This is a genomic window from Paenibacillus sp. FSL R5-0713, assembly GCF_037973325.1.
Classification (GTDB): domain Bacteria; phylum Bacillota; class Bacilli; order Paenibacillales; family Paenibacillaceae; genus Paenibacillus.
Map to the genome: position 1 here is coordinate 5,096,193 of NZ_CP150229.1, position 24,935 is coordinate 5,121,127.

A 24,935-nucleotide genomic window follows, 5' to 3' on the forward strand; every position below is an offset into this window, starting at 1 on the left:
TTACATTCTTTCGTGTATCCCCTGATCAAATCGATTTAAGCTGTTTTTTCAACTCTTTCGGTACCGTCTTCTCAATAGTGATTGAATGCGCTCCATGCATGGACGCAAAGAATTGAAGGCCCTCCCGAAAATCGGCAATCCATTCCTCCACAGGTGGAGCAGTCTCTTCCATTGATAACAAACGAACGGTAAGCACTCCAGTTTTGCGATCAAGTCGCGGGTCCATACGTCCGATTAACCGATCACCATGAAGAATCGGCATGGCATAATAACCGTAGGTTCTTTTCACCTCTGGCGTATAGATCTCCCATTTATATTGAAAATCGAATAAATCGACAATACGTTCTCTTCTCCATAACAGATTGTCCAGTGACGGCAGGAAACGGACCGGGCCTGATGGATCATAGTGTGGCTCTTCCCTCTCCATATGCAATAACAAATCCTCGTCTTCAGCTCGAATATAATAAGGCGTCGCCACGTCCTCCACCTTAAGCGGGATCATTCGCCCATCTGACACACGGGCAGCAATATCGGCGCGTCGTTCAGCCGCTGTAGATTTTAGCCAACCCAGACGGGGATCACGGGCATCTATAACGCGATACGCATGAATGTATTTATCCAGCAGAGCCTGCTTCTGGGCTAACACATCCATATCTTCTTTCATCGGAAGTCCCTGTTGCTGCAATCCGGATTCGGTTATATGAAAATAACGTTCATTCCCTTGCCTCGCCACCACACGAATCACAGCAGAGTCTAACAGTAGATTCAGAGCAAGTGTGGTATCCTTCGTCTTTGGCACATCTGCACTGTCCCAATAACCACTTACCCGTTCAACAGCACGGAAGGCTCTTGAAGGTAAAGGTCCTTCCTCCTTCAAACGCTGTAAAACATGCTGCACTGTTTTCTCCAGACCTTGTAAGGATGGAGCCAGACGCTCCCTTAATCGGGCACGCACAGGTTCAAAGAGAGCATAATCCTCGATTGGAATGACACAGGCAGCATTTGCAAAATATTCAAACACCTTATGATCACTCAGCAGCGAATTTAAGCTGTCAGCCGTATAACCCGGGTCACGGGCACCCAGCACCAGATGCTGGTTTCCGGTTACAGCAGCTACAGGATCGATCTGCACGCAACCAAGGGAGCGAATCAAACTCAGAACTTGATCGGGTCCCGATGGTAAGGAAACTGCGGGCCAACGTTCCAGTAAAGCTTGCGTTTGCAGCAAGAAACGCCGAACGATTTTTTTATTCATGTGCAGCGCTGTTGTCATATGTTTAGGTTCTCCCCTTCATGATATGTACAGAATTTATAGCCAATTTATAAGATTGATTTTAACAGTCCACATGATTACTTTCCAACCAAAGAAAGGATTATAATCGTCTTACTTATCCAGCAATCCGTTTCTCATAGACAAAATAAAAAGAAGCACCACCATCCTGGATGATCTGCTTCTTGTGTTTGACCTTTTGCAATTTTTCCTGCTTCGTAGGCATGAGACGTACATGCTGGGATAATGCACCATAATCTCCGTTCACTCGTCGGCTCTGTTCCGAGCACCACTTGCCTGACCGCTCTGCTTTGCGTAATGCTTTTTGTGTTTGTGTACGTGCCATAATTACACACTCCTTTGGTTGATATACACTCAATATATCATGTGCAGCTACGCAAGTGAAGGTGCTTCCTGCTGGAATGGGCATATACATATTTTAAGAAGGCTTCCACCGTGTACTTAGCGGGATTGCCGCTTTCGCCGAGACTGCCACGTTTCGATTGGTTCATGATCATCTTCTTCGATCAGTTCCAATGCTTCCTCCACTCTTCTCGCCTTGAATAAAAGGATTAATTCCATCAGATCTTCCCGGTCCAGCAACTTCACTCCATTGACTGCCGCAAGCGTCCGGCAAGCTTCCGTGTAACGGGCGGACGTTAATACAATCGACCGGTCAGCTTCATAATAACGCATGGATGTATAGATCTCCTGCACTGCACTTAATCCTACCGGATGGTTCGCACCGTATCGCTTCGCTTGTATAACACTCCGCCGGCCGAGTCGATCCACAAATACAAGATCCGCACCGAAATCCCGGCTGCTCGTCGTTTTATGAACCTCATCGTACCCGAGTTCTTCGAATAGATGATAAAGATATAATTCAAATTCCGAACCATCCTCCATCTTGTCGATGTCCTTTATCGTAATCTTCCTGGGATTGGCTTCACTTCGTATCCGCTGACCGCGCCCGATAATACGCCGAATAATCCAGGCCAACAATAGTAATATGACAATAATTCCGATGACCCATAGGGTCACATTTTCACTCCAGTTCATAGCTCTTCTCCTTGTTCTTTTCCCTATGTTCTATCCAACGTCTTAATCAGATATGGCTTATCACCGCACTAAATATATCAGACTTCAACCTTGATCGAAAGAAGATGAATTCCCTGTAACCCTCAGACTTCTCCAAACATAGTTTTTTCGACAAATCCATGATAAAAGGTTACAGTGTGTTCGGTTGAATTGCACTTCACTTCAATGGTAAAATTCAACAATCGGTTCTCTTTTGAACCGAAGAAGAAAGGTGGTTTATCACTTGCATACATTGACCAAACACAAGTCCAAAACATGGGCTGCCCTCATTTTTAGCGGCATGCTCCTCTTCACCATGAATACAACAAGTTACGCTGCTGCCTCAACCGAATCCATGCCCAAACCAGCGTGGACGTCATCTTCCCTGATGTTATCTGAGGCCAATACCGAAAAAGATGTCCTGATCAAGGCAATCCATGCCGTGCCATCCAAAAATCTTGTATACGTACATGCCTCCCAGGCCGTAACAAAAACAAGCAGCAAAACTACACTGGACTGGCAACTGGACTCTCTCCAAGCATTCGATGCTACAACTGGGCAATTGAAGTGGAATACGATATTCCATGAGAAAAGCGGTCCTTACACCACATACTCCGATTCGGTATATGCCAGTAACGGTACAGCTTATGTGTATATGGAATATTCGGACAAAACCAAAAAATTGTACTCATTCAATACATCCGGTAAAACCAACTGGATCAAAACGGTGAACTCACCTGCAAGCATATCCCTTTTGGATAACGATACGCTGATGGTTGCTTCAAGTCAGGGCGTGCAGTCAAATGGTTCCGTTCGCTCAGCCATTTCGTTATATGACAAAAAGGGCAAATTAATTACCGAAAAGACCATTAACGGCAGCGTGCTCAAGGCTGATCATGGTCGAATTGTAGTGGATGCCAGCAAACATACCAAGGTAGGCAACTTCTGGCAGCAAGCTGCGAATCCCAAGGTGGAGATTTATGATCGTACGTTGAATCGTCTGGCCTTCTACCAATTCCCTGCCAATGCCAATACACTGGGAGATGGCGGCGGTGAATCGCTGGCCATTCTGGAAGATGGTTCCATCCTTATGCGTGCCAATTTCGAGAATACGGGTAACCGACTGATGGGCTTTGGCACCGACGGCAAGCTTGCATGGGGACGTGCCATTGCCGGTGATGCCTACATCCAAACGGCTGGCAACGGCTATACGGTCCTTACAGGGCAGAAGCTGGAACTGTATACGATGAAAGGCAAAGTGACTGAGCGTACATTCAAGGACGCACAGCCTGCATTAATGCATGTTGACCAGACACAGGATGGTCAGTACCAGCTTGATTTTGCCAAAACAGGATACATTCTTGATCCGCAGACACTGGAAGACGTGCATATCTACACGACCAGTGCCTCCGTTCCTTCATTAGAAGGTGTCTCTACCTATGTGGATGATGTCATCTATTCGATGAACGATGAGACATTGTCCAAATATGTATTAAAGGCTGCTGCAAAATAATGAACGGAGCGCTTCTGTATGACCGTCTAAACGGTTGACAGGGCGCTCTTTTATTTCAAATTCGCCTGGCTCCCCTTACTTGTCATTTCTTCTCATCCTGTTATACTAGTAACGTTCTCTTGCTTCACCCTAATCTTGATAGGCAAAAGGAGCTTAACCTTCCTATGATTATTCAGTTCATTCGATATAGATAACTTGGGGCATAGCCATAAACCTCTTTTTTTGAATTTCGTGCAGAGGTTTATTTGTTATGCCCTTTTCTTCAGTTATCCAAATCTGAATGAATGGGGTGTTATTCCATGTCAGTTCATCGCAGAGAACGTAGCGCTGCGCTTATTAATCCATACATCCATATGTTGAACTGTCCCATCTGTCATAGCCCTATGGCAACCATTAACTCAGGGAGCATTCAATGTGTGTCCAGGCATAGCTTTGATTTTGCAAGACAAGGCTATATCAATTTCATGACACGTTTTTTCAAGGGCAACTATGACAAACGTTTATTTACTGCCAAAAGGAATATCTTATCGGAAACCGGGATTTATGCTCCTTTGACCGAAGTACTACGCAGGTGGATCTCACGTTATTCGGTTGACATCAGCTATCCCGTGCATATTCTGGATGCCGGCACAGGAGAGGGAACATTTCTGCAGCAGATTACGCAGGATACTCCAGCCGTTGGCTGGGGCATCGACATTGCCAAAGAAGGCATTGCCATGGCTTCCTCTGCCTACAACCAGCAAATTTGGTTTGTCGGCGATCTGGCATGCAGTCCGTTTGCAGAAGGTCAGCTGGACATCATCCTGAATATATTTTCTCCTTCCAATTATGGAGAGTTTGGACGAATTCTGAAAGATGGGGGATGGATCATCAAAGTCATCCCCCGTGAACGATATTTAATTGAACTAAGAGAAATGCTGTTCCTGAATCGACCTGATCGAGCAGACGGCCGGGAACTTACGCTGGACCGATTCCGCAAACATCATCATCTCATCGCCAGCATTCCGCTGACCTACACGCTGCCCGTCACCGCAAACATGCTGGATTCACTCGTTCATATGACACCACTTTCCTGGCATCGGTCGGGATCATCCCTGGTGAGCATTCAAACTTCCTTGTCGAAGATTACCATTGACGTAGAAATACTGGTGGGAACAATCAGATAACTGTTATGGCTGATTTCAGCCTCCATACAGCCAAAAAGCCGGGCGAGTTCCAACTGGAACTCGCCCGGCTTTTCATGTGATCTGATGCATTATTTCCAGTTCTGGTCGATAAATTCGTCCCGTCCGGATAACGCACGGTCTTCCTTATAATGCTTCTCGTTTTTCTTGTGGTAATCCTGATGATAGTCTTCAGCCGGATAGAACACGACGGCATCCCGAATTTCCGTAACAATCGGTTGAGTGAATCGTCCGCTGGCTGCCAGTTCCTGTTTAGACTGTTCAGCAAGCTCACGTTGACGTTCATTATGCACAAATATTGCCGTACGATACTGTGTCCCCCGATCCTGGAACTGTCCTCCGTCATCTGTCGGGTCAATCTGAGGCCAGTATAGCTCCAGCAGTCGTTCATAAAGGAATACTTCCGGATCAAATGTAATTTCAACCACTTCGACATGACCGGTCTCCCCTGATTTGACCTGCTCATATGTTGGATTCTCGACGTGACCGCCAGTATAACCCGATATAATCCCATGAATGCCCGGTTGTTCTTCGAACGGTGTAACCATACACCAGAAACATCCGCCGGCGAATGTAGCTTTTTCCATTCCGTTCATCCCCTCTTATCTAAACTACGTATGAATATAGATAGCCATTACGCATACCTTCTTATATTCTAAAACAACAAGAGGTTGATTGAAAGCCATCGTTATGGCTCTCAATCAACCTCTTCATTGGTAATTTATTTTATTTATTAGGTAATGCAATGTAGCAACAACTTATTCAAGAACTGATCTTGAATGAGTTACCCGCGACTACGTCCCATCGAACGGAAGATCAAGCTTACGATGGCTACAAGAACGATCGCACCAATCAATGCAGGTACAATGTAGAATCCGCCCATCTCAGGACCCATATCACCCAAGATTACTCCACCTAACCATCCACCGATGAAACCCGCAACGATGTTACCGATAACACCACCTGGAATGTCACGACCAACGATCAAACCTGCCAACCAACCAATGATACCACCGATAATTAATGACCATAACCAACCCATATCATTCACCTCTAATTAAAGTTTTTGTTGTTGTCTGTCTACTATTAACCGCTACAGAAGCATTTAAACAATTGGCATAAAAATTTTTGCATATTACCGTTTGTCCCATGCATTCTTCTCTGCAAAATAGGCTGTGGCCCAGTATGAAACAGATCACGTCACTTTCCGGCATCTCACCAGCTCAGGGCTGCGTTATGTACCTCCCGAAAGTCATTGTATGTTAGAGCAGACAAGGTTAGTATCACCAATTGAGGTAGGATTATTTATAAATTTGCGTCATATTATAGGATTGATGGGTTAGATCTGATCAATAAAAGCCTGCACGGCCCTTACCTGGCTGCGCCAGCCACGTATGTTTGTGACTCTTATCCAGCTCGCCACGCATCGACTGAATGACTTTTACAATGTCGGTCTGTCCATTCTGATGCCATTCCAGCGCAGCGCTCACATACAACTCACCTAGCTGCGCAAGAGAAAACGTGTCGGTCAGACGAGCTGCTTCTACCGTGCCCTCTTCACCCGCGAATACGGTGAAGCCACGTTGGCGTAAATATTGCAGGCGCAGTGCTTCATCTGGCAACGGAATTTCGTAAGCCCGGTCAAACCGTCCAGCACGGTTCATAAGGCCAGGATCGATTTTCTCAGGATAATTCGTTGTCCCGATCAGGAAAATGCCTTCTTTCGACGTAGCTCCATCCAATGTATTCAGGAAAAAGGAACGAACTTCATCCGGCATCGAATCGATGTCCTCAATGATCAGTACCATCGGTGCGAGTCGCTTGGCAGCCTCGAACACTTCACGCACCGATTCACTGTTGGTATACTCCGTTATCTGCCAATACGCAGCCGGTCCCGGGATACTTCCTGCAATGGATTTCACCAATGTGGTCTTACCGTTTCCGGGGTGTCCATACAATAGAATGCCCCGTTTGTATGGGATATCGTAATCTCTGTAAAAGGAACGATCCGCTTCGAAGAACTGATCCAGCGAGCGGAAAATATCCTGTTTAATCTGTGCAGAGAGAACAACATCCTCTCTTCCCACGGAGCGAGTAATCGATTCGACATGACGGTCGCTGCCATTGCGGGCATCGGTATACACCGTCACTTTTTTCATATTTTGCTGACGTTCCCGTTCCCGGACACTTCCGAGAAATTGCTTCATCTCTTCATCCCCGACAGCAAATACAAAGTCTTCGCTATAGATCCCGTTCTCTCGGAAAAATGGAACCCGCACAAGTGCAACGCCCCATTTCGGATAGGCAAATACGTTGTTGCGGATGGAGTAGTGCACACCATACGTGGGCACATCACCATCATCATCGTAATGCAACGTCTGAAGCTCCAGATCCTCGAAAATGCGGGCTACCAATTCCACTTCGGTACTTCCATTTTGCAAGTCTTCCCGGAGTAACTCCCAATATTCATTGTTCGGGTCAGAACTGGCATACAGTTTGTATTCAACCCCATATCGCTGATGTAGCGCCTCGCTGATGCCACGAATCAGCCTTGAATAGATGGCGTACCCTTCCACTCGAATACGGGTATCATGTTGTTCGTCGTAGCTATAGATTGCCCGGGTAGGATCTACTTGTTGTTCGTGTATTGTCATTATTTCGCTCCCTTTACCGCGGCAAGCGGTTTGCATTTGGCTACAACTTGAGCCAGGCCTGCGCCGGTTACACTGTCTATGATTTCGTCTACATTTTTATAAGCCTGTGGTGATTCATCAATAATGGATTCAAGTGAGCGCTGGTTTACCACGATCTCATCTTCTGTGCCGACGCCAAGTGCCGTAGCAAAATCCTCTACAGTAACCAATCGTTTCGTTGCTGTTCGTGAACGTATGCGACCCGCGCCGTGACATATGGAATAATAATTATCAGCGCCCTGTGGCTGACCGACCATGATATATGAAGCAGTTCCCATCGAACCGGGAATAAGCGCCGGATGTCCAGTTGCCAGATAAGGCTTGGGATTGTCCGGGTGACCCGCCGGCAACGCACGTGTCGCTCCTTTTCGATGTACAAAAACGGAGTCTTGGTCTGCATGGGATTCCTCCCAGGCGTAGTTGTGCATCAGGTCGTATAACGTACGAAATTCACATTTGGGGCCAAACACATCCCGGAATGCTTCGCGAATAGCATACGCAATCAGGTGACGATTGACAACAGCGTAATTCAATGCAGAATACATCATGTTCACATAATGACGACCTTCTGCATGCTCCAGCGGCGCAAATACCAGTCTTGGATCGGATGTGCCCAAGTTAAGACGCTGCATGACTTTCGCAATCGCTGAAGAACTCGTCTGACTGACATATCCGCCCCATGCACGAGAGCCGGAATGAATCATGACCACGATCTGTCCATCGTACAATCCCCAAGCTTCGGCGATTTCACGATTCTCTTCGGCGATCTCAATCGCCTGGATCTCGGCAAAATGGTTCCCTCCGCCCAGTGTACCGAGCTGACGATGCGAACGATGCCACGTCATATCAGGAATGTGATTTAACACATCCTCATCGTAACTGAATTTGCTGCTTTCCACATGGGTTATCGAGGTTGATTTTTTCGGTGTATAGCTGTCAGGGATATATTTTTTGGGTAAACCATGCAGCCCTTTACGAACAATGTGCTCCAGTCTTATATCCGAGTAATGACCTCGCTGGTTCGCCTCCATTGGCAATACTTTCTCTATGGCTTTGACAAGTTTACGGCGAAGCTTGATGTCTTTCAATTCGTCCTTGTGCAAGTTCGTCATGTGCACTCGCATGCCACAGCCAATGTCACTGCCAACGATGGAGGGAGAAACGTATCCGCTCTGCGCATCCCAGACGGCTGTTGTTCCAATGCATGTACCTACACCGACATGCACGTCAGGTGTGTAACTCATATAAGAGATTCCCGGAATCTGCAGATTATTGTTCGCCATCTCGAATACCTTGTAATCGAGTGAGGAAAAGAGTTGTTGTGCTGCATACACGGTTAGGTCGCCTGCGGGCAACTTCACTTCATGGCGATAGCCACCTGCGTTTTCATTTGGATCAGTAAATAAATTAAAGTCTGTATTCATAAAAGTGTATTATTCCTTCCTGTACGTTCAGCAAATTCGGTTTGCTGATTCATCTATAAAATAAAACTAAAAAAAGCCATAGGCTAGTCGCCCATGACTTCTACTGAATGACAATAACGGAGAACAGAACAGCTTAAACATGCTTGTGTGTCTGTTATCCATCGCTATGATATAAGCGAAGAACGCATATCGATTATAAAACCCGCTAAACGATATGCCTATCCCCTATGTCGACCGTATGAGGCCAATGAGACGATGAGCCTGATATGCAGTTGTATCCACCTTGCGCCCTGTTAGATTCAGATCATAACCAAGCATCATGTCTCTCGGCCTCCCTTCGTTAATGTTAAGTCTTATAATAAAGGGACTGAAATTCATGTGTCAACCCTTTTCTTGGAAATAGGTCCATGGTGCAGACTTTATGTATAAACCATAAGAGGGGACCGTCCTAGGACAGTCCCCTCTTTTCTTAATAATAATGATGTTGTTAGCGTAACATGATCATTACAAACCTGCTTGTTTTTCCAACTCATCAACCGGATTTTCGTCTTCTTTTTCAGGAACTTTGGAAGACAGGAACCAACCACATACCGCAATGGTGATCAGTACAATATAGAATCCGAATTTCCAAATTTTATTTTCCGGGAAATGCTCATCCAGAACACCCAATGAAGGGTGTGCAAGTGTAATAACTGCCAGTTTAACCCCTACCCAACCTACGATCACAAAAGCCGCAACTTCAAGCCCTGGGCGGGAATGAAGCAACTTCACAAAATATGAGGCTGCAAAACGCATAATTACAAGCCCGATGAATCCACCGAGGAAAATAACGATAAACTGTCCTCCGTCAAGTCCCCCGATTGCAGGCAATCCACTTGGTGGCAACGCCACAGCCAAGGCAACCGCAGCCAGAATGGAATCGACTGCAAATGCGATATCGGCTACTTCGACTTTGAATACGGTCATCCAGAAACCAGATTGTTTTTTCGGTTTCTTTGGCGTCGAATCAGCAGCTTCATCTGTTTTATTGCGATTACCCAGTATCTTTTTAACAATGTGGTTAATCGAAATGTATAGAAGATACAGGGCACCGATCGCTTGTACTTGCCACACATCGACGAGGAAAGAGATCAGGAACAATGAACCTAAACGGAAAACAAATGCGCCCATCAGACCATAGAACAACGCTTTTTTGCGCTTCTCTTCAGGTAGATGTTTAACCATAATTGCGAGTACCAATGCATTATCTGCTGCAAGTAATCCTTCTAGAACTACTAAGACAGCCAACACCCACCCATATTCCAATAATAATGAAACTTCCAACGTTGACTCCTCCTTAATATCCTTATGATGTACAAAAAAAAGGACCTTTACCATCGCTGGTAAGGTCCTTTTATATCCACAAAAAGAGACCTTTACCGAGCATGAAAACTTGGTAAAGGTCTCGCTAACAACAAATTTGCTGCCAATAAAGCCGGGGATACGATCCCGAATTGACGACTTTACTGTAAAAGCTACTCCCCTTTAACAGGAATATGTAGTTTTAGTTGGAACGGGTTGTTAAACCTGTACTCATCATATTTCATAATCTTAAATAAAGTCAAGCTTTATTTCGTTGACGGTACAGCTTACGGAATACGACAACATCGTAAATCATATTCCCCAGTGGAATGAAAGAAATGAAGAAGAGGGCAATTGGACGACGCAGACGCCACTTCTGTGAGGTGTACATGCTCACCATAAATAACAAGTACATTAAAAATAAAAAACCGTACAAATTTCCAAACCAAGTGACAGCCTGCGGCATAACTCCGGCATCTCTCAACGGAAAAGCAACAAACAGTAACAATACATACGAAATTCCCTGCAACCACAACATCAGCCGGAAGCGTCCCAGCATAGAATGTAACATTATTTTCCTCCTGCTTTTATACATGTAACGAATTCAATTGTTCCCGTACAGTATATCACAAAAGCTGAAAATCTCCGCTTCATTCCACGCAGCAGATTATTCCTGCACGCTTATATGGGTGTTCACCTGCCTTTTTGCAGGAGCCAAATACCTCAGCTTCTCATAAGATATACGACGAAGATTGTTACCGATGTCGGACAAGGAGGAGCCAGTTAATGAAAATTGCTATGGTTGCACCCGAGAAATTACCTTTGCCCGGTAATGGTTCCGTGGAAATCTGTATATTAGGGATTGCCCGCGAACTTGCACACCGCCATCAGGTGACTATCATAACTCGTCAAATGGAAGGTCTCGCTGCCACAGAACAGATCGATGGCATCACCATTCAACGTGTCCCTGCATCGAGTCCTGTCAGATACACCAAAGCCGTCATACGCCAGTTATCCAAACAACCCTACGATGTAATTCAAGTGGACAACAGGCCACGAAGTATGGCGAACATCAAACAAGCTTTTCCACGCACTCCCGTTGTACTCTATCTTCACTCGTTAACCTTTGCTCAGCCCGGAACTTCCAGACTCAAATTAATGAGAAAAGCGGATTGGATTGCCGTTAACAGCCAATCCCTGCGACAAAGGCTAGGCCGCAGATTTCCGTTGGTAAAACGCCGGATGAGTGTGGTTCCATTGGGTGCGGATCTAAGCCGCTTCAGGCCTGCTGAATCCAGCGAAGAACAGATTCAACTGCGTACACAATTTGGAGTGACTAAACCATTCTCTATTTTGTATGTCGGCAGGCTCATCCCTGGAAAAGGCGTAGACGTATTAATTCGTGCGACTGCCCTCCTTCAGCGACAGATGCCTGTCCAACTGGTCGTTGCAGGCAAAGGCCCTCCGCATTACATGCGTAAACTTCGCGAACTTGCCCATAAACAAAAAGTGCATGTATCCTTTCGTGGTCAGATAAACCATGAGCATATCGATCAGTTGTATCGGGCCGTCGATTGTCTGGTGTGTCCCTCCCAAGAACATGAAGCTTTTGGTCTGGTCAATGTTGAGGCCATGGCTTCAGGATTACCTGTCATCGCTTCTGATAACGGAGGCATTCGTGAGATTATTGAATCAGGTATTAATGGATACCTTGTGAGTGATTATAAACGTCCCCAACGTTTCACCTCCTGCCTGTACAAACTTGCAAGCAACCCCACGTTTGCCGAGATGTTAGGGAAGGCTGGCCGAGACAGCGCAAAGGCACATTTCAGTTGGGCCAGAACAGCCATGCATCTGGAAGCCACCTATACCAGGCTCATCCGTCAATGAGCCTTCTTCTGTTATGAGCTTTTTGCCCCATGTAAACCTGCTCTTTAAAATGATCAAGCTTTTTCACGAAATTGCCATCCCGCAATCAAAGAATCCATCTGTGGAACAGGAATGTGACTCATCTCAATTAACTCCATAATAACCATATCTCTCATCATGAATCGTACTTTGGCACACGTTAGTTGATGAAATACATCGTAGAATGCCTTCCCGGTCCAACATCCATGAGGTACGACAAGCGGATCATTAACGATATAGCCTACCGCTCCAATCGGTGGAATAACGACCTTAATTGCTTGTTGATCCAATCGATTGTCTGGATCTTTGACGAGATACACGGTATCCCCCACATGTAAAACCTGTACTCCATGATAGTGGTCCATCCCATACATAGCTGCGAATAATTTAGTGCTCATACGACCTGCTCCTTCTCTTGTATTTGTCCATAATTAAAATTCACAAAGATACATCGGTCTCATAATGTTCCAACCACTCGACAAGTTGCCTGCGTATCTCTCTACGAAACTCCCGTGGTTCAAGTACCTCTGCCTCGGGTCCAAATTGATACAACCATTTCAAAAATTCTCGGCTGCTATTCAGTGTCACTTCAAATAACAATCCCCCATCCGACATATTCGTCATTCGCGGGCGAACAAACATCTCTTCTTCTTTTATGTAGGGGGCTATTTTCTCAGAGAATCTTACCTTGAAATGGATATGCTCGTCTCCACGGTCAATAGACCATGTGTTCTTCATATACTGTGTTATGTTGAAGTCACCCTTGTCGAAACCGGCATTGGTTCGTGTTACATCCAAAAAACGGCTAATTCGGAACAATCGAACTTTTTGCAACAAATGACAGTAGCCGATCAGATAAAAACGTTGATCACGCGGAATGAGATAATAAGGATCGATATCGCGAACTGTAATCTCATTTCTTGTCAGCGTATGATATTGAGTACGAATAGTTTGCTGGCTTAGAATAGCTTCGATGATGGGAATCAGCAGATTAGGGTCTTTTCCTTCCTCACGATAAGCTGGCGTGCCCATACGAATAATTCCCGCAATATTCTCTACAATGTCACTGTTTCTTGATTTTAATTTGGTATGAGCCGACATGACCTTGTCAAAAGCCGAATCGAACTCAGCAGGTAACTTGGAGGTATCAACTACGGACGGAAGCATGGAGAAGACCATTGCCTCCTGTTCAGTAAAATCTAATGGATACATGGCAAACTCACCAATAAATCGGTAACCTTTGCCATATCCTTCGTTCATAATCGGGGCAACCCTGTCCAAAATCCGGAGATCACGATATATCGTGCGTACAGTCGTACCGCATTTCAGCGCCAACTCTTTGGCCGAAATTCCAGGATTTGCTTGTATAGCCTGAAGTATACGCAGCAGACGAATTAATTTCTCTGTCATGTAGTTTCTCCCCTTCGATATTTTATCGGCAAGGAAAACTAGTTCCTTTAGTACAGAACTAAATCTTTAGTCCCAATATTATTTTTCGCAATTTCACCGTTTCAGTATAGTCCAATTGCACTCTTACCCCCTTTTAATATACATTCTCTTACTTGCTTGCGTAAAACATTAACCCCAATGACCTTAAACCTAAGCCTGAAAGCCTACACAAACTTTTAAAAAAATGCAAAAAAAAAGCCTAATCTCACCAAAGAGACAAGGCTTTTTTGGAATTACTGGTTATGCAACTCTAATAATTGATTCATCACATTCACCATATGCTCACATAGTTCAGGAATATCTCCCATCTGGTCTTCATTCACACTACGGTCAAAGTATACATGAGCCATGACGTTGTATGTGATTGGCTCTTCATCAAAGATATAGCGGATGTTCAGGCACATCCGCTGGTCAGGCCAGCCCATCTGCAATAATGAACGAATAGCCGAGCACTGTGTCTCGGTCTCCTTCACATCCATACCAAACCGCAGTTCCAATCGGCAACCCGGATGCGCTCCAGGCTTCTCCAATATCTCTGCTGCAAGTTCCTCAAGGGAACTGCTTAATATGACTTCTCCTGTTACTTCCGGACGATCCCTGAGACAGAACTGTATTGTGAGCTCTCTGGACATCACTGCCATCTCCAGCCGATCTTTACGCCCCGTAATCTGAATACGTTCATCCAGGTTATCCATATCATAGAGATAATTCTCAAACCCGACTTTCAGATTGTCATACACCGTTGGATCAAACATTGAAATATACCTACTTTCTTGCCCTTTAACATGTATTGTAGTACATTCTTTTCCTTCATGCGACTATCATAACTTCTCGTCCGGGAAATATAAAAAGCCCAGTCCGGGGACTGGGCTTCGGCTAAGCATGGGGTCTGATAAGATCACCAAGCTTGGCTTATTCTTCTTCAGCTTTTTCTTCAGCTGCTGGTTCAGCGGCTTCATCAGCAGAAGCTGTTGGCTCTTCCTCAGCCGCTTGTGGCGGCATGACGGACGCGATGATTGATTCAGGAGATGTTACGAGTGTCAAACCTTTATCCAGTTTGACGTCCGCTGCAGTCAAGCGGTCACCAATATCCAATCCGCTAACATCAACTTCAATGGACGTTGGCAGATCCGCAGGCAATCCTTCTACCTCCAGCTGTGTCTCCTGTGTCTGGAATACACCACCCGCTTTTGAACCGGCTGCTGTACCCTGGAAGTCGATCGATACACTTACGCTGATTGGCTTGTTCTTGGAAATCTGCAAAAAGTCTACATGCAGCAAACGTCCATTACGCTCTTGCTGATCCTTGATCAGTACAGGAATCGTTTTACCACCCTCAACATTCAGGTTGAACATTTCGGAGCGGCCTGTGCGTGCCACTTTCAGCATCTCTTTTTCATCTACATGTATTGAAGCACCTTCAAGTCCCGGGCCGTAAACGACTGCAGGAACTCGTCCGCCTTGTCTTAACAAGCGCAGTGCTGCACCTTTCTTTTCCGTTCTTGGCGTTGCTGTAAGTTGAGCCATTTTTCCGTTGGATTTCATGATTGAACATCCTCCTTCAAGGGATCACTACATTATATTTGTTGGAAAGCGTTAAAGCTTCGCTATAGACCATAATGGTCTTTTTTCCTTTGGCCGAATCGTGGGCCATATCTATATTTACCCCAATGATAGAGGATCTCAAACACGAAACAGGACAATTCTTTATTTTCGGCTAAGCTATTCTCCGTATATTCAGACCAAAAAAGCAGTCGGAATCTCTTCCAACTGCTGGTTTAGCAAGGGTTTGACGAACTACGTTCAAAGTTATAAATAAAGAAATTATGCGCTATCACGATCTTCCGTTTTTTCGCTTTCGCGAATGATCTGCATCTCGTCTGACCCGCTACGGACAATAATGTGCACGTCCCCATCTTCAGGTACAATGTCCACGTAACGGTCTCCGCACGTATCTTTGGCTTCCCATTCGTTCAATCGGATGATCAATCCCAGGTGATGCAGACCCGGAGCAACGCGGAAGCGGGCTTCTGCGGCATTACCGACTTGTTCCAACCTTACTGCTCCGTCTTCCATACCTGTGCCCCACACCCAGACATCCCAACCTTCATAATGCTGGTCTTCCCGTTCGTATCGAAGCGTGACGGTTCGCGAAATCTGTTTATGAATCGTCACGGCAAGAGATGCCCTTATTCCTCCAGCTTCAGCAATAATACGGGTTACTCCAGGTGTCATCGCACGTACGATCCCTGCCGCACTCACCGCTGCAAGTTCAGGGTGAGAAGAGCTCCAGCGTACATTCGAATCCTGTAGCGGCTGACCAAATTGATCAAGGACCAAGGCACGGAAGCGGCTGATGCGGGTCATGTACATGACGGGTTCGCCCACAATTTCAATTCGTTCAGCATGACGGTAATCCACTTGTAACATACAACTTGCCGTTATGTCCCCACAGTGGACTGTAATTGAAGCTTCCCCTCGTTCCAGTGCATGGATTGTTCCATCAGGCTGGATCTGAATAATATCCGGTTCAGAAGAAGTCCAGGTAACCGGGGCTTTTTCTACCACATTGCCAATGCTGTCCCGTACGATTGCTCGCAGTTGCGTGGTCTCCTTCGGACTGTATACCTGGCGAGGAAAACTAATCTCCACTGTTGACGGCTCAGCGCCTCCAGCACGCTCTGTGTCATACAGTACCATCAATGACCATCGTTCTATCTGCACAGTACCACGAACAGTCTCAATCCGATCTGTACCTGCCTGATGAGCATTGACTACGACATGCCAGTCACCTTCTCCCAGGTCCACATGCTGCTCATGTTCCGTTCCGTTATAAATGACCATTATCTGATTCCAGGTGTCCTGATTCGCACCATCCTGAAGCATATAGGCAACTACATTGCCATCCGCACGAATTACACGAAGGTGATTTCGTACCTGTTCAGCATCAATCATACGAAAAGCGGGATGTGTGCGACGCAGGTGAATAAGACCACGATAGTAGTCGAACACCGGTCTGAACCGTGATTTGTTGGCCCATGTGATGGCGTTCACCGCATCCCCGCTCCGATAACTGTTATGATCACCGGCTTTGGACCTGAGCAACTCATCCCCTGAATGCAGGAACGGAATGCCTTGAGAAGTCAGCAGAATGCCGGAAGACAGTAACGAGCGTCGAACCATCTCATCATCCAAAACATTATCTGCATCCACATACCGATAAGGATCTGCTGCTTTTACAGCGGACTCAGCACTCCCACCACCCACGGGCTGTCCGTCCTTCCATACGGGAAATCCTAATTCATGTCTTAGGTTCATGGTTGTTGCAATTTTATCCCACAGATTGAGGTTGTCGTGGGCAGATACATAATTGACAACTTCCACAGGTGAAGATGTAAAATCATCCAGTGCCCCGGCTAATCCTCTGAGAATCTCATATTCCTGTCCTCCGGCACTCGTGACAAACCCTCTGCCACTTCCATCACTATCCCCCTTGATTGCGCTGCGAAAATGATCATTAAATACTGCAAATCCCTGACCTCGCTGGGTTCCTTTTAATGTTTTGCGGTCCAAAGGCGAATCTCCACCCGTCCAAGGTTCCCCATAGATCAGAAATGCCGGATCGATCTGTTCCCGCAATTCGCGTGTCAATTCATTCATCGTTTCCGTATCTATTAGAGCCATAAGGTCAAATCGAAATCCATCCACATGATATTCTTCTGCCCAATATCGGAGAGAATCCACAATATATTTTCGCACCATTGGACGCTCAGTCGCCAGTTCATTGCCTACACCGGAACCATCACTGAGGGTGCCATCCTCCCGATAACGGTAATAATAGCCGGGTACGATCCGTTCAAACGGTCCCTCTTCCACGCTGTACGTATGATTATAGACAACATCAAGTACAACACGAATACCTTGTCTGTGCAGAGATTGTACGAGTGATTTGAGCTCCCGAATTCGAACTGCCGGATCACGAGGGTCGGTAGCGTAGGAACCTTCGGGAACGTTATAATGTTGCGGATCATATCCCCAGTTGTATGGTGCTCGGACATTGGAACCAACGTCAGCTGTAGCGAGTTCATTCACCGTCTGATAATCCGCCACAGGCAGAAGATGTACATGAGTGACTCCCAGTTCGGCAAGATGGTCTACACCAATACTATTGCCTGCTCTATCCGTCAGACCGGATGCTGTGAATGCCAGATATTTTCCCTTATACGGAATATCGGCATGTGGGTCTGAGGAGAAATCACGGACATGCAACTCATATAACACGGCATCGACAGGACGCAGAAAAGCAGGTTTGACATCCAGTTCCCAATCGACCGGATTGGTGGTGTCAGGATCTATAATAGCCGTTCGTTGCCCATTGGCCGTTACCGCTCTCGCGTAAGGATCAACAACGACTTCAATCCGCTGATCATTATGAGTGATACGGTACATATAATAATAACCTGCCCAATCGCCTGTAAGCTCTAAAGTCCATATTCCATCCGCATCACGTGTCAAGGAATGTTCCCTTTCACCCTTATGCTCTTGCACCTTACCTTCCTCGTTGTAATGCCCTTCATCTTCAAAAATCAATATATCAACCTGTTGTGCCGTAGGTGCCCACAATTTAAAAGTACTTGCAGCACGAGTATATGTTAAGCCAAGATCGTTGCCTTCGTAACGAAAAGAAGTCCATTCCGGCATCGTTCCCACCGCCTTTATATCCATTGTTTTCGTGTTGTCCCGATGTTACGGAGCGGGACGGGATTTGTCAACCCGGGGTTGTCTGTACTCATCATATCGGTTCAATTTGTGTATTCAATTAGCAATCGCTTTCAAAATATAGGATATGAAAACAAGTGCCATAGATTGACAGCATATGTACCTGTCCTGACAAAAAAAGTTTGAAAAATACAAGAATAAATTACAGGATGTCATCTGCTTTCCAAACAAATCTATACTTAGCTACGCATTGAACTGGCGGATGTTTTAGTATTTCCGAGTATAACAAACTCCTGTTTATGGTCGAGCCATCGCTCTTTAACTCGACAAAAAATCGCCCTTCCGATTGGAAGGACGACTCATTTTCATTTTTCACCCGATCTACAGGACAATTGAACATGTCCTTATTTAAGCACGCTCCCTTTTACTAGCACACTACATTCTCTTGCTTGAGGATTAGGGTCGATCAGGAATTGGAATACATCACTGTTATGGATAGCCCATTCACATGTACCTGTCCGTCCTGTACGGTGCGTATCGTATCAACGCCGGCTTGTCCTTTCTCAACAATTACATTCCATGTTCCTGCGGGAACAGAGATGTCACGGTTTTCCTTTGCCGCGTTATAGATGACAACAATGCGATTCCAAGGATCGCTGGCTGCTGTACCGTTCAATTCATACGCCAACAGCCCCTTACCTTTTTCGATTAGACGAACATGCTTCTCGATCTCTTCCCGTGTACGAAGCCGAAATACGGGATGCTCTCGCCGAAGAAGAATCAGCCCACGGTAATAGTCAAACACCGGCTTGAACAGCTGCTTTTGCTCCCAATGTATGGCGTTGACTGCGTCTCCACTCTGGTGGCTGTTGGCATCCCCATATTTGCTGCGAAGCAGCTCATCTCCAGCGGCGATCAGGGGTACACCCTGGGAGGTTAGAACAATACCGTTGGCAAGCAAACAACGCCTAACGGTCTCATTCTCCAGAATGTGTTCCGGATCAATCTGCAGGTAAGGCTTAGCCTTCTCTACAGCCTCTTCCACACTTTCGCAACCGCGAATACACCCATCCTCGTCATAGGTGAGGAAATTCAAGGTATCGTGGAGTCCTTGTGTACGTGCGACTTTGTCCCACAGGTTGAGATTATCATGCACCGTTACATAGTTGATCGTCTCGGATGGACCATCCGTAAAATCCTGAACGGCTCCCCGGACGCCAGTCCACAATTCGTCTTCTTTCCCGTCCGCCCCCGTCGCAAATCCCGTACCCACTCCATCGCTGTCTCCCTTGATCACGCCGCGGAAATTATCGTTAAACACAGCAAAACCCGCCCCGCGTTGCGTTCCTTTTAGGGTCATATCATCCCCAAGAGGCGAAACCAGTGCGCCCCATGGTTCACCATATAACAATATGGAAGGTGACACTTCGGCGTGTAATTCCGCTGCAAGCTGTTTCATCGTAGTGGTGTCGATCAGGCCCATTAGATCAAAGCGAAAACCGTCCACATGGTACTCCTCTGCCCAGTAACGGACCGAGTCGATGATAAACTTGCGAACCATGGCGCGTTCAGTAGCCACCTCATTACCCGTACCTGAACCATTGCTATAGGTCCCATCGGCGTTTTGACGATAGTAGTACCCTGGTACAAGTTTTTCAAAAGAGCTGCCTTCCGTATCAAACGTATGATTATACACCACATCCATAATGACACCTATTCCCTTGTTATGAAGGGCAAGCACCATGGATTTGAACTCACGAATTCGTGTCTCAGGGTCGTCTGCACGTGATGCATAGGAACCTTCCGGCACATTATAATGGAGCGGGTCATATCCCCAGTTATAGTTGGAGGCATCCGTCGTATCACCATCTACTCTGGATTCATCTACCGTCGCAAAATCAAATACGGGTAGCAAATGCACATGGGTAATCCCGAGTTCAACCAAATGATCGATCCCTAGTGTGTTGCCCTCCGAATCACGCAGACCCGTCTCGGTAAAAGCCATATATTTACCTTTATTCGTAATACCAGATGATGGGTGAATGGAAAAATCACGTAAATGCAGTTCATACAGGATTGCATCTACAGGACTGGTCAATTCCGGGCGTATATCCTCACTCCATCCCTTCGGATGTGTCTGCTCCAGTCTGACAATTACACCCATTTCTCCATTCATGGTCACGGCTCGTGCGTAAGGATCTACAGCATTGGTCGAATGTCCATCTTCGAAAGTAGGCTTGTACATGTAACGGTAGCCGCTTAAATCGCCCTCCAGTTCCAGAAACCAGGTGCCTTGTTCTTTCTTTTGCATAGGTATCGCCTGCTGTTTCCGTTGATTGGGCTCTTCCTCAGGGTTCCCTCCTGTCAAAGGCGGGTACAGAAGTAGTTCCATCTGAACGGCTAACGGTGACCAGACTTTGAAGCGACAGGCTTGTGCTTCTAAGGTGACACCTAAATCTCTTCCTCTGTATGTATCATCTGAAATCAATAGTTCCTGCTTACCCTCTTCAATCATATGTATTGTTCCCCTCTCGTTGAGAAAATTATGAATATGGATAGAACGAGTGCTCCTTACCCTTTATACCCGTTCTACTGCCCAACCATAATCCCAATTACACAAAAGAAGACAAACGTCATGTAGATTCACATAACGTCTGCCTTCTTAATGGATCGATAACCTCTCTCTAATGCGGTACCTGGGATTGGAAATCATTACGGCTGGATTGATCGGCGTGGTACCAAACCACGTCCCCATCTTGCATCGGCCAGCTTCTCCCCTGACTATCTACCGGGCTGTAATCGAAACCTTCCATTTGCCATTGATTCATCAACGGTGCATGAATATATTGCAGATGGGGTGCATTCGTATTGCCACTGCGCAACGTTTCGATATTGAAGTTCACTACAATGTAACCGTCCCTCAGAAATACTGTTGCCTTCTCATCCAACTGGTTTTGTCTGGCAAGTAATTCGAGATCGGTTCCTTTGGGCACTGCATATACATCCGCTGGCAAGCTATATTCCCCATACCAGCGCTGAATCGCTGCATTCGCCCGATCCACATTAACACTGGCGGGAATATCTGTTTTTGGGCCAATGAGTGTGCGGATCTGTGAAGGAAGAATCATCCAGTTATACCGACCTACCCACGTTTTATGATGAGAGGTCTGATCCACGAAACGAACCATATGTTCGGCGAGTGACCCTTGAATACGTTCCTCCTCCGACAGTTCATAGGTATACTGGTAGCGCGCCGTATCCCCCAACTCCGTACCGGGAACATTCCGCAATCGTGAGTTCAGGACAACAAAACGTTTTTCTAAATCTTGTGCTGATCCAATACGAATGAGTCGTTCCTGTCCCCGATGGTAGTATAAATCCACTTCTTGCCGGGTGGTGCCATCTTTGCTCACAAAAGAGAACGTTGGCGTGATTCGGATACCATCCTGTTTCCCAAACATATTACCTTTGGTCTTCAGATCAAACTTGAAATGGTAACCCGTCTTCACCGCTGCATTTCGGAAGCCTTGTACCGGATGACTGCCGGGACGAATAGGCAGGACATAGGGAGCCAAATTACCTCGGGGATCTCCGTCGATACTGTTTCCTCCGGTCCAGTAGCTCACACCCGTTGGTTCCGGGCTGCCCATCCGCTTGCGGAACACATTCTCCCAGTTGTAGTCCGAAATATCCGTGATATGAAAATCATACAACCGTCCGATAACCTCTACAGCAACGGTATCTGCTGCAACATGATGGGTCAGATTTGTGTTGGCATCCTGTTGTTCTGTAAAGTTTGCAGGTGCATTTTCGGCAATATTACGAAACTCTATCTGATAGTTTCCTTCATCTATCCATACAGGAAGATAAAAAGGGGTATCTAATTGATTTACAGGAATATCCACCCAAGTCATGGCCGGGATGAACTGGCTTCTGGCTGCATTATAAACATCGAATGGGAAACGAACCTGTTTGATCCGGAAATATTTCGCATAATCACGGTTTCCATAACCAGGGTAACTCCCTATATCCAAATGTTGACCTGAAGTTGGGATTCGTACAACAAATGGACGCTCTAGAATAAGTGCAGCTCTGGTCGGATCAGGCGTAGTCTTCTGGTTATGCAGCTGATCATCGGATACCCAGGCATAGTTCACAACTGGAGTATGTACTGTCACCGAGTTGATGCCCAGAATGGGGAACTTCTGATCCTGCCCACCGTTAACATTGCCAGGGAGCAAATCGTAAGAAATTTCACCAGTGGTCGGCTGGTTGGCTTTGTTCACCAATGTGTTCTTGATCGTCAGTCGGTTCTGGTATAGAACAAGATCCCCAATCATGCCCGGCTGGGGGATCGTTCCCGGTTGCGGAGCTGATTTTGCTACTGGAGCGGGGTCCATAATCGTCGCCCCATTAAAGGTTACCTTGTCGTTATTGACCGTGTTCTCTCTAACCTTCGCTTCAGCTTCAGATTGAAACAATGACGTTTCATCTGGCGTAGGCGGTTCATCGGAACCACCTGGAACCCCTTGGATGCCAAGATCAATTTCTTGACATGGCGCAGGTTTCACATGAGTGTTAACCACAGTATCCATAGCCGATTGCAAAGTCGGTGGAGTATATGCATTGGGCGTCAGGGTCACGGTGTCACCATAACCACCTAGCGCATAGTTAGATACCTTTGCCTCATTTAACTTGTATACCTCCAGATTATCGATCTGCCAATAGCTATATGTCCTTGTTACTTGCATGGTTTTATCCCCAGGGACGTCAAGTTCTCTGGGCTCAGGAGGTGTTCCTGGATCCCCCTCACCACTAGAAGCTCTTCCCGGAATCGTCCAGGTTTTATGATAAACCCTTTTCACAGGAACCTTGTAAGTCACCGTTCCTGTCATGTTAACCCAACGGTGCTGAAACAGATATTCCTTGGCCAAGACATTGGCATAGAGATCTTCCGAGGTCGGAATACCACGGGTAACATCGAACTTCTCAGATCCCCGATCGTCCGCCTTCAACACACCTCGAACAGATGGGTCTATAACCGATGCTTCGATAACCGTGCCTCTACTAGGTGGGCTGATGGTCACAGAGCAAGCGTTCACAGGATCGCCCCCCGGATCACCATCATTCCCCCCTTCTCCATTATCCGTACAGTCCTTCACCTCAAGCACCTGAGTCCCTTGTTCATCCAGTCGCTGAGCAGTATCAAGAAAATGGGCTTTGATGGTAGTGCTGCCCACGATCCCTTTTGTTGTAATTTTGCCGTCTGCGCCAATCGTTGCCACAGTTGGATTCGAACTCTGCCAAGTCAATTTGGGATGAGCCGTCAGCTTATGAACAGTGCGATCCGGTTTGGTTAGAACGGCTTCTGCCTGTAGAGCTGTCGTATTGGCTTTACAAGCATTCGGCAGATTCACAACGAGTCCTGGCTCCGACGTGACTGTTATGGTCGCAGTATCCGAAATCAGGTATGTACCGTTGTTCCAGATCGCACGCACAGTGACTGTGCCCGGACTTTCGGCTTTCAACATCCCGGTTTTCAACTCTATACTTGCAATCGACTCGTCAGAAGAAAACCATTTGATCTCCGCTTCTCGTCGGGATACGTTGATGTCCTCACCAAAGGCTGTCGCACCATAGCCCTTAGTCTTCACCAAGGCTTCCATCTGCTGGGTTTGACCTAGGGTAAGAGTTTTATTTGGAGTTACATCGATTTCTTTCTCTTCGTGAATCTTACCTTCCCAGAAGATGCTAACAGGGGTGTGGTATACCATCTTATATTTGGGTTTATTGCCTGGCCTAGTCCCATAAGGTTCTCTTTCAAAGAACTCAAACCCTTTGCCAGTATATGTTCTAAGATCCGCATTTTTTTCACTTGTAACTCTTGGACTACCTATTCCTTCATAACTATTTACCTGCTGATATTTTACGCCATCAGGATCGTTCTTTAGCTTAATATCAGTTACCATTTCCTTATCAATTCCTATTCCTCTATATGGCTTCCAACTTAGTGGCGGCCATTTACTCATATCAACATTATCAGGAATTTCTGTTTTCACAGGGTATGCATCATAGTCAGTTCCTCCGTTATCCACATCTTTGTGTGTGCCTTGATATTCTGCCCTAAATTCTCCTGAATCAAGTTGATACCAGTAAACTCCCGGTGTTCCTTGAGTTGGGTTTGCATCAACTGTTACTGCTGGCCCTTTCATGGATTTGGGACCATATTGTTCTTCTAAGGCATTAGCTTTAGGAGTATCAGAAATGCAGTAATAGACTGGTATCATCATTAGTATTATTACTAAGACTCTAAATAAATTTCTTAAGCCATCTAATAGATAACGTTTAATATTAAAT

At 46.1% G+C, this 24,935-nt stretch carries 19 protein-coding genes; 3 read left to right on the forward strand and 16 right to left on the reverse strand.

Going from position 1 to position 24,935, the window contains the following annotated elements; genetic code table 11:
• Nucleotides 1-25 precede the first annotated feature (25 nt).
• The 3 genes from MKZ12_RS22740 to MKZ12_RS22750 all read right to left on the reverse strand — a co-directional run bounded on the left by MKZ12_RS22740 (nucleotide 26) and on the right by MKZ12_RS22750 (nucleotide 2,329).
• Nucleotides 26-1,273 (reverse strand): crosslink repair DNA glycosylase YcaQ family protein, encoded by a 1,248-nt coding sequence (locus tag MKZ12_RS22740; RefSeq protein WP_339256899.1) that lies wholly within the window; start codon nucleotides 1,271-1,273, stop codon nucleotides 26-28.
• Between the two features lie 115 nt (nucleotides 1,274-1,388).
• On the reverse strand, nucleotides 1,389-1,616 hold the full coding sequence (locus MKZ12_RS22745; protein ID WP_339236837.1) for a hypothetical protein: 228 nt from the start codon (nucleotides 1,614-1,616) through the stop codon (nucleotides 1,389-1,391).
• A gap of 116 nt (nucleotides 1,617-1,732) precedes the next feature.
• Nucleotides 1,733-2,329, reverse strand: coding sequence for a restriction endonuclease (locus tag MKZ12_RS22750; RefSeq protein ID WP_339236839.1), 597 nt, complete (start codon nucleotides 2,327-2,329; stop codon nucleotides 1,733-1,735).
• A 262-nt stretch (nucleotides 2,330-2,591) separates the two neighbouring features.
• Between MKZ12_RS22750 and MKZ12_RS22755 the strand changes: the two genes are divergently transcribed.
• Together MKZ12_RS22755 and MKZ12_RS22760 are read left to right on the forward strand one after the other, a co-directional pair.
• Nucleotides 2,592-3,860, forward strand: a complete 1,269-nt coding sequence (locus MKZ12_RS22755; RefSeq protein WP_339256901.1) for a hypothetical protein — start codon at nucleotides 2,592-2,594, stop codon at nucleotides 3,858-3,860.
• Nucleotides 3,861-4,213: 353 nt separating this feature from the next.
• Nucleotides 4,214-5,026, forward strand: coding sequence for a putative RNA methyltransferase (locus tag MKZ12_RS22760; RefSeq protein WP_339261500.1), 813 nt, complete (start codon nucleotides 4,214-4,216; stop codon nucleotides 5,024-5,026).
• Nucleotides 5,027-5,115: 89 nt separating this feature from the next.
• On the opposite strand, the gene msrA is transcribed toward MKZ12_RS22760, so the two are convergent.
• The 6 genes from msrA to MKZ12_RS22790 all read right to left on the reverse strand — a co-directional run bounded on the left by msrA (nucleotide 5,116) and on the right by MKZ12_RS22790 (nucleotide 11,073).
• Nucleotides 5,116-5,631: a peptide-methionine (S)-S-oxide reductase MsrA gene (gene msrA, locus MKZ12_RS22765; protein WP_339256903.1), complete on the reverse strand. Its 516-nt coding sequence runs from the start codon at nucleotides 5,629-5,631 to the stop codon at nucleotides 5,116-5,118.
• 197 nt (nucleotides 5,632-5,828) lie between these two features.
• Nucleotides 5,829-6,086, reverse strand: coding sequence for a GlsB/YeaQ/YmgE family stress response membrane protein (locus MKZ12_RS22770; RefSeq protein WP_315938471.1), 258 nt, complete (start codon nucleotides 6,084-6,086; stop codon nucleotides 5,829-5,831).
• Between the two features lie 307 nt (nucleotides 6,087-6,393).
• Nucleotides 6,394-7,698, reverse strand: a complete 1,305-nt coding sequence (locus MKZ12_RS22775; RefSeq protein WP_339256905.1) for an AAA family ATPase — start codon at nucleotides 7,696-7,698, stop codon at nucleotides 6,394-6,396.
• On the reverse strand, nucleotides 7,698-9,161 hold the full coding sequence (locus tag MKZ12_RS22780) for an RtcB family protein (RefSeq protein WP_339256907.1): 1,464 nt from the start codon (nucleotides 9,159-9,161) through the stop codon (nucleotides 7,698-7,700). The genes MKZ12_RS22775 and MKZ12_RS22780 overlap by 1 nt, the downstream gene beginning before the upstream one ends.
• 504 nt (nucleotides 9,162-9,665) lie before the next feature.
• A complete protein-coding gene (locus tag MKZ12_RS22785; protein WP_339256909.1) occupies nucleotides 9,666-10,484 on the reverse strand; it encodes a TerC family protein in 819 nt (272 codons plus the stop codon).
• A gap of 277 nt (nucleotides 10,485-10,761) precedes the next feature.
• Complete coding sequence (locus MKZ12_RS22790; protein ID WP_339236856.1) at nucleotides 10,762-11,073, reverse strand: DUF3817 domain-containing protein; 312 nt, start codon at nucleotides 11,071-11,073, stop codon at nucleotides 10,762-10,764.
• 215 nt (nucleotides 11,074-11,288) lie between these two features.
• Between MKZ12_RS22790 and MKZ12_RS22795 the strand changes: the two genes are divergently transcribed.
• Nucleotides 11,289-12,392: a glycosyltransferase family 4 protein gene (locus tag MKZ12_RS22795; RefSeq protein ID WP_339236859.1), complete on the forward strand. Its 1,104-nt coding sequence runs from the start codon at nucleotides 11,289-11,291 to the stop codon at nucleotides 12,390-12,392.
• Nucleotides 12,393-12,445: 53 nt separating this feature from the next.
• Here the strand turns inward: MKZ12_RS22795 and MKZ12_RS22800 are convergent, their stop codons facing one another.
• The 7 genes from MKZ12_RS22800 to MKZ12_RS22830 all read right to left on the reverse strand — a co-directional run bounded on the left by MKZ12_RS22800 (nucleotide 12,446) and on the right by MKZ12_RS22830 (nucleotide 24,868).
• Nucleotides 12,446-12,808, reverse strand: a complete 363-nt coding sequence (locus MKZ12_RS22800; RefSeq protein ID WP_339236862.1) for an HIRAN domain-containing protein — start codon at nucleotides 12,806-12,808, stop codon at nucleotides 12,446-12,448.
• 40 nt (nucleotides 12,809-12,848) lie between these two features.
• A complete protein-coding gene (locus tag MKZ12_RS22805) occupies nucleotides 12,849-13,820 on the reverse strand; it encodes a WYL domain-containing protein (protein ID WP_339236864.1) in 972 nt (323 codons plus the stop codon).
• Nucleotides 13,821-14,092: 272 nt separating this feature from the next.
• A complete protein-coding gene (locus MKZ12_RS22810; protein ID WP_339256911.1) occupies nucleotides 14,093-14,614 on the reverse strand; it encodes a hypothetical protein in 522 nt (173 codons plus the stop codon).
• A 157-nt stretch (nucleotides 14,615-14,771) separates the two neighbouring features.
• Nucleotides 14,772-15,404 (reverse strand): 50S ribosomal protein L25, encoded by a 633-nt coding sequence (locus MKZ12_RS22815; protein WP_339236868.1) that lies wholly within the window; start codon nucleotides 15,402-15,404, stop codon nucleotides 14,772-14,774.
• Between the two features lie 279 nt (nucleotides 15,405-15,683).
• Nucleotides 15,684-18,560 (reverse strand): type I pullulanase, encoded by a 2,877-nt coding sequence (pulA, locus tag MKZ12_RS22820; RefSeq protein ID WP_339256913.1) that lies wholly within the window; start codon nucleotides 18,558-18,560, stop codon nucleotides 15,684-15,686.
• A gap of 484 nt (nucleotides 18,561-19,044) precedes the next feature.
• Entirely contained in the window at nucleotides 19,045-21,093 is a 2,049-nt protein-coding gene (gene pulA, locus MKZ12_RS22825; RefSeq protein WP_339256915.1) for a type I pullulanase, read from the reverse strand.
• Between the two features lie 169 nt (nucleotides 21,094-21,262).
• On the reverse strand, nucleotides 21,263-24,868 hold the full coding sequence (locus MKZ12_RS22830) for a DUF5704 domain-containing protein (RefSeq protein WP_339256917.1): 3,606 nt from the start codon (nucleotides 24,866-24,868) through the stop codon (nucleotides 21,263-21,265).
• Nucleotides 24,869-24,935: the final 67 nt, after the last annotated feature.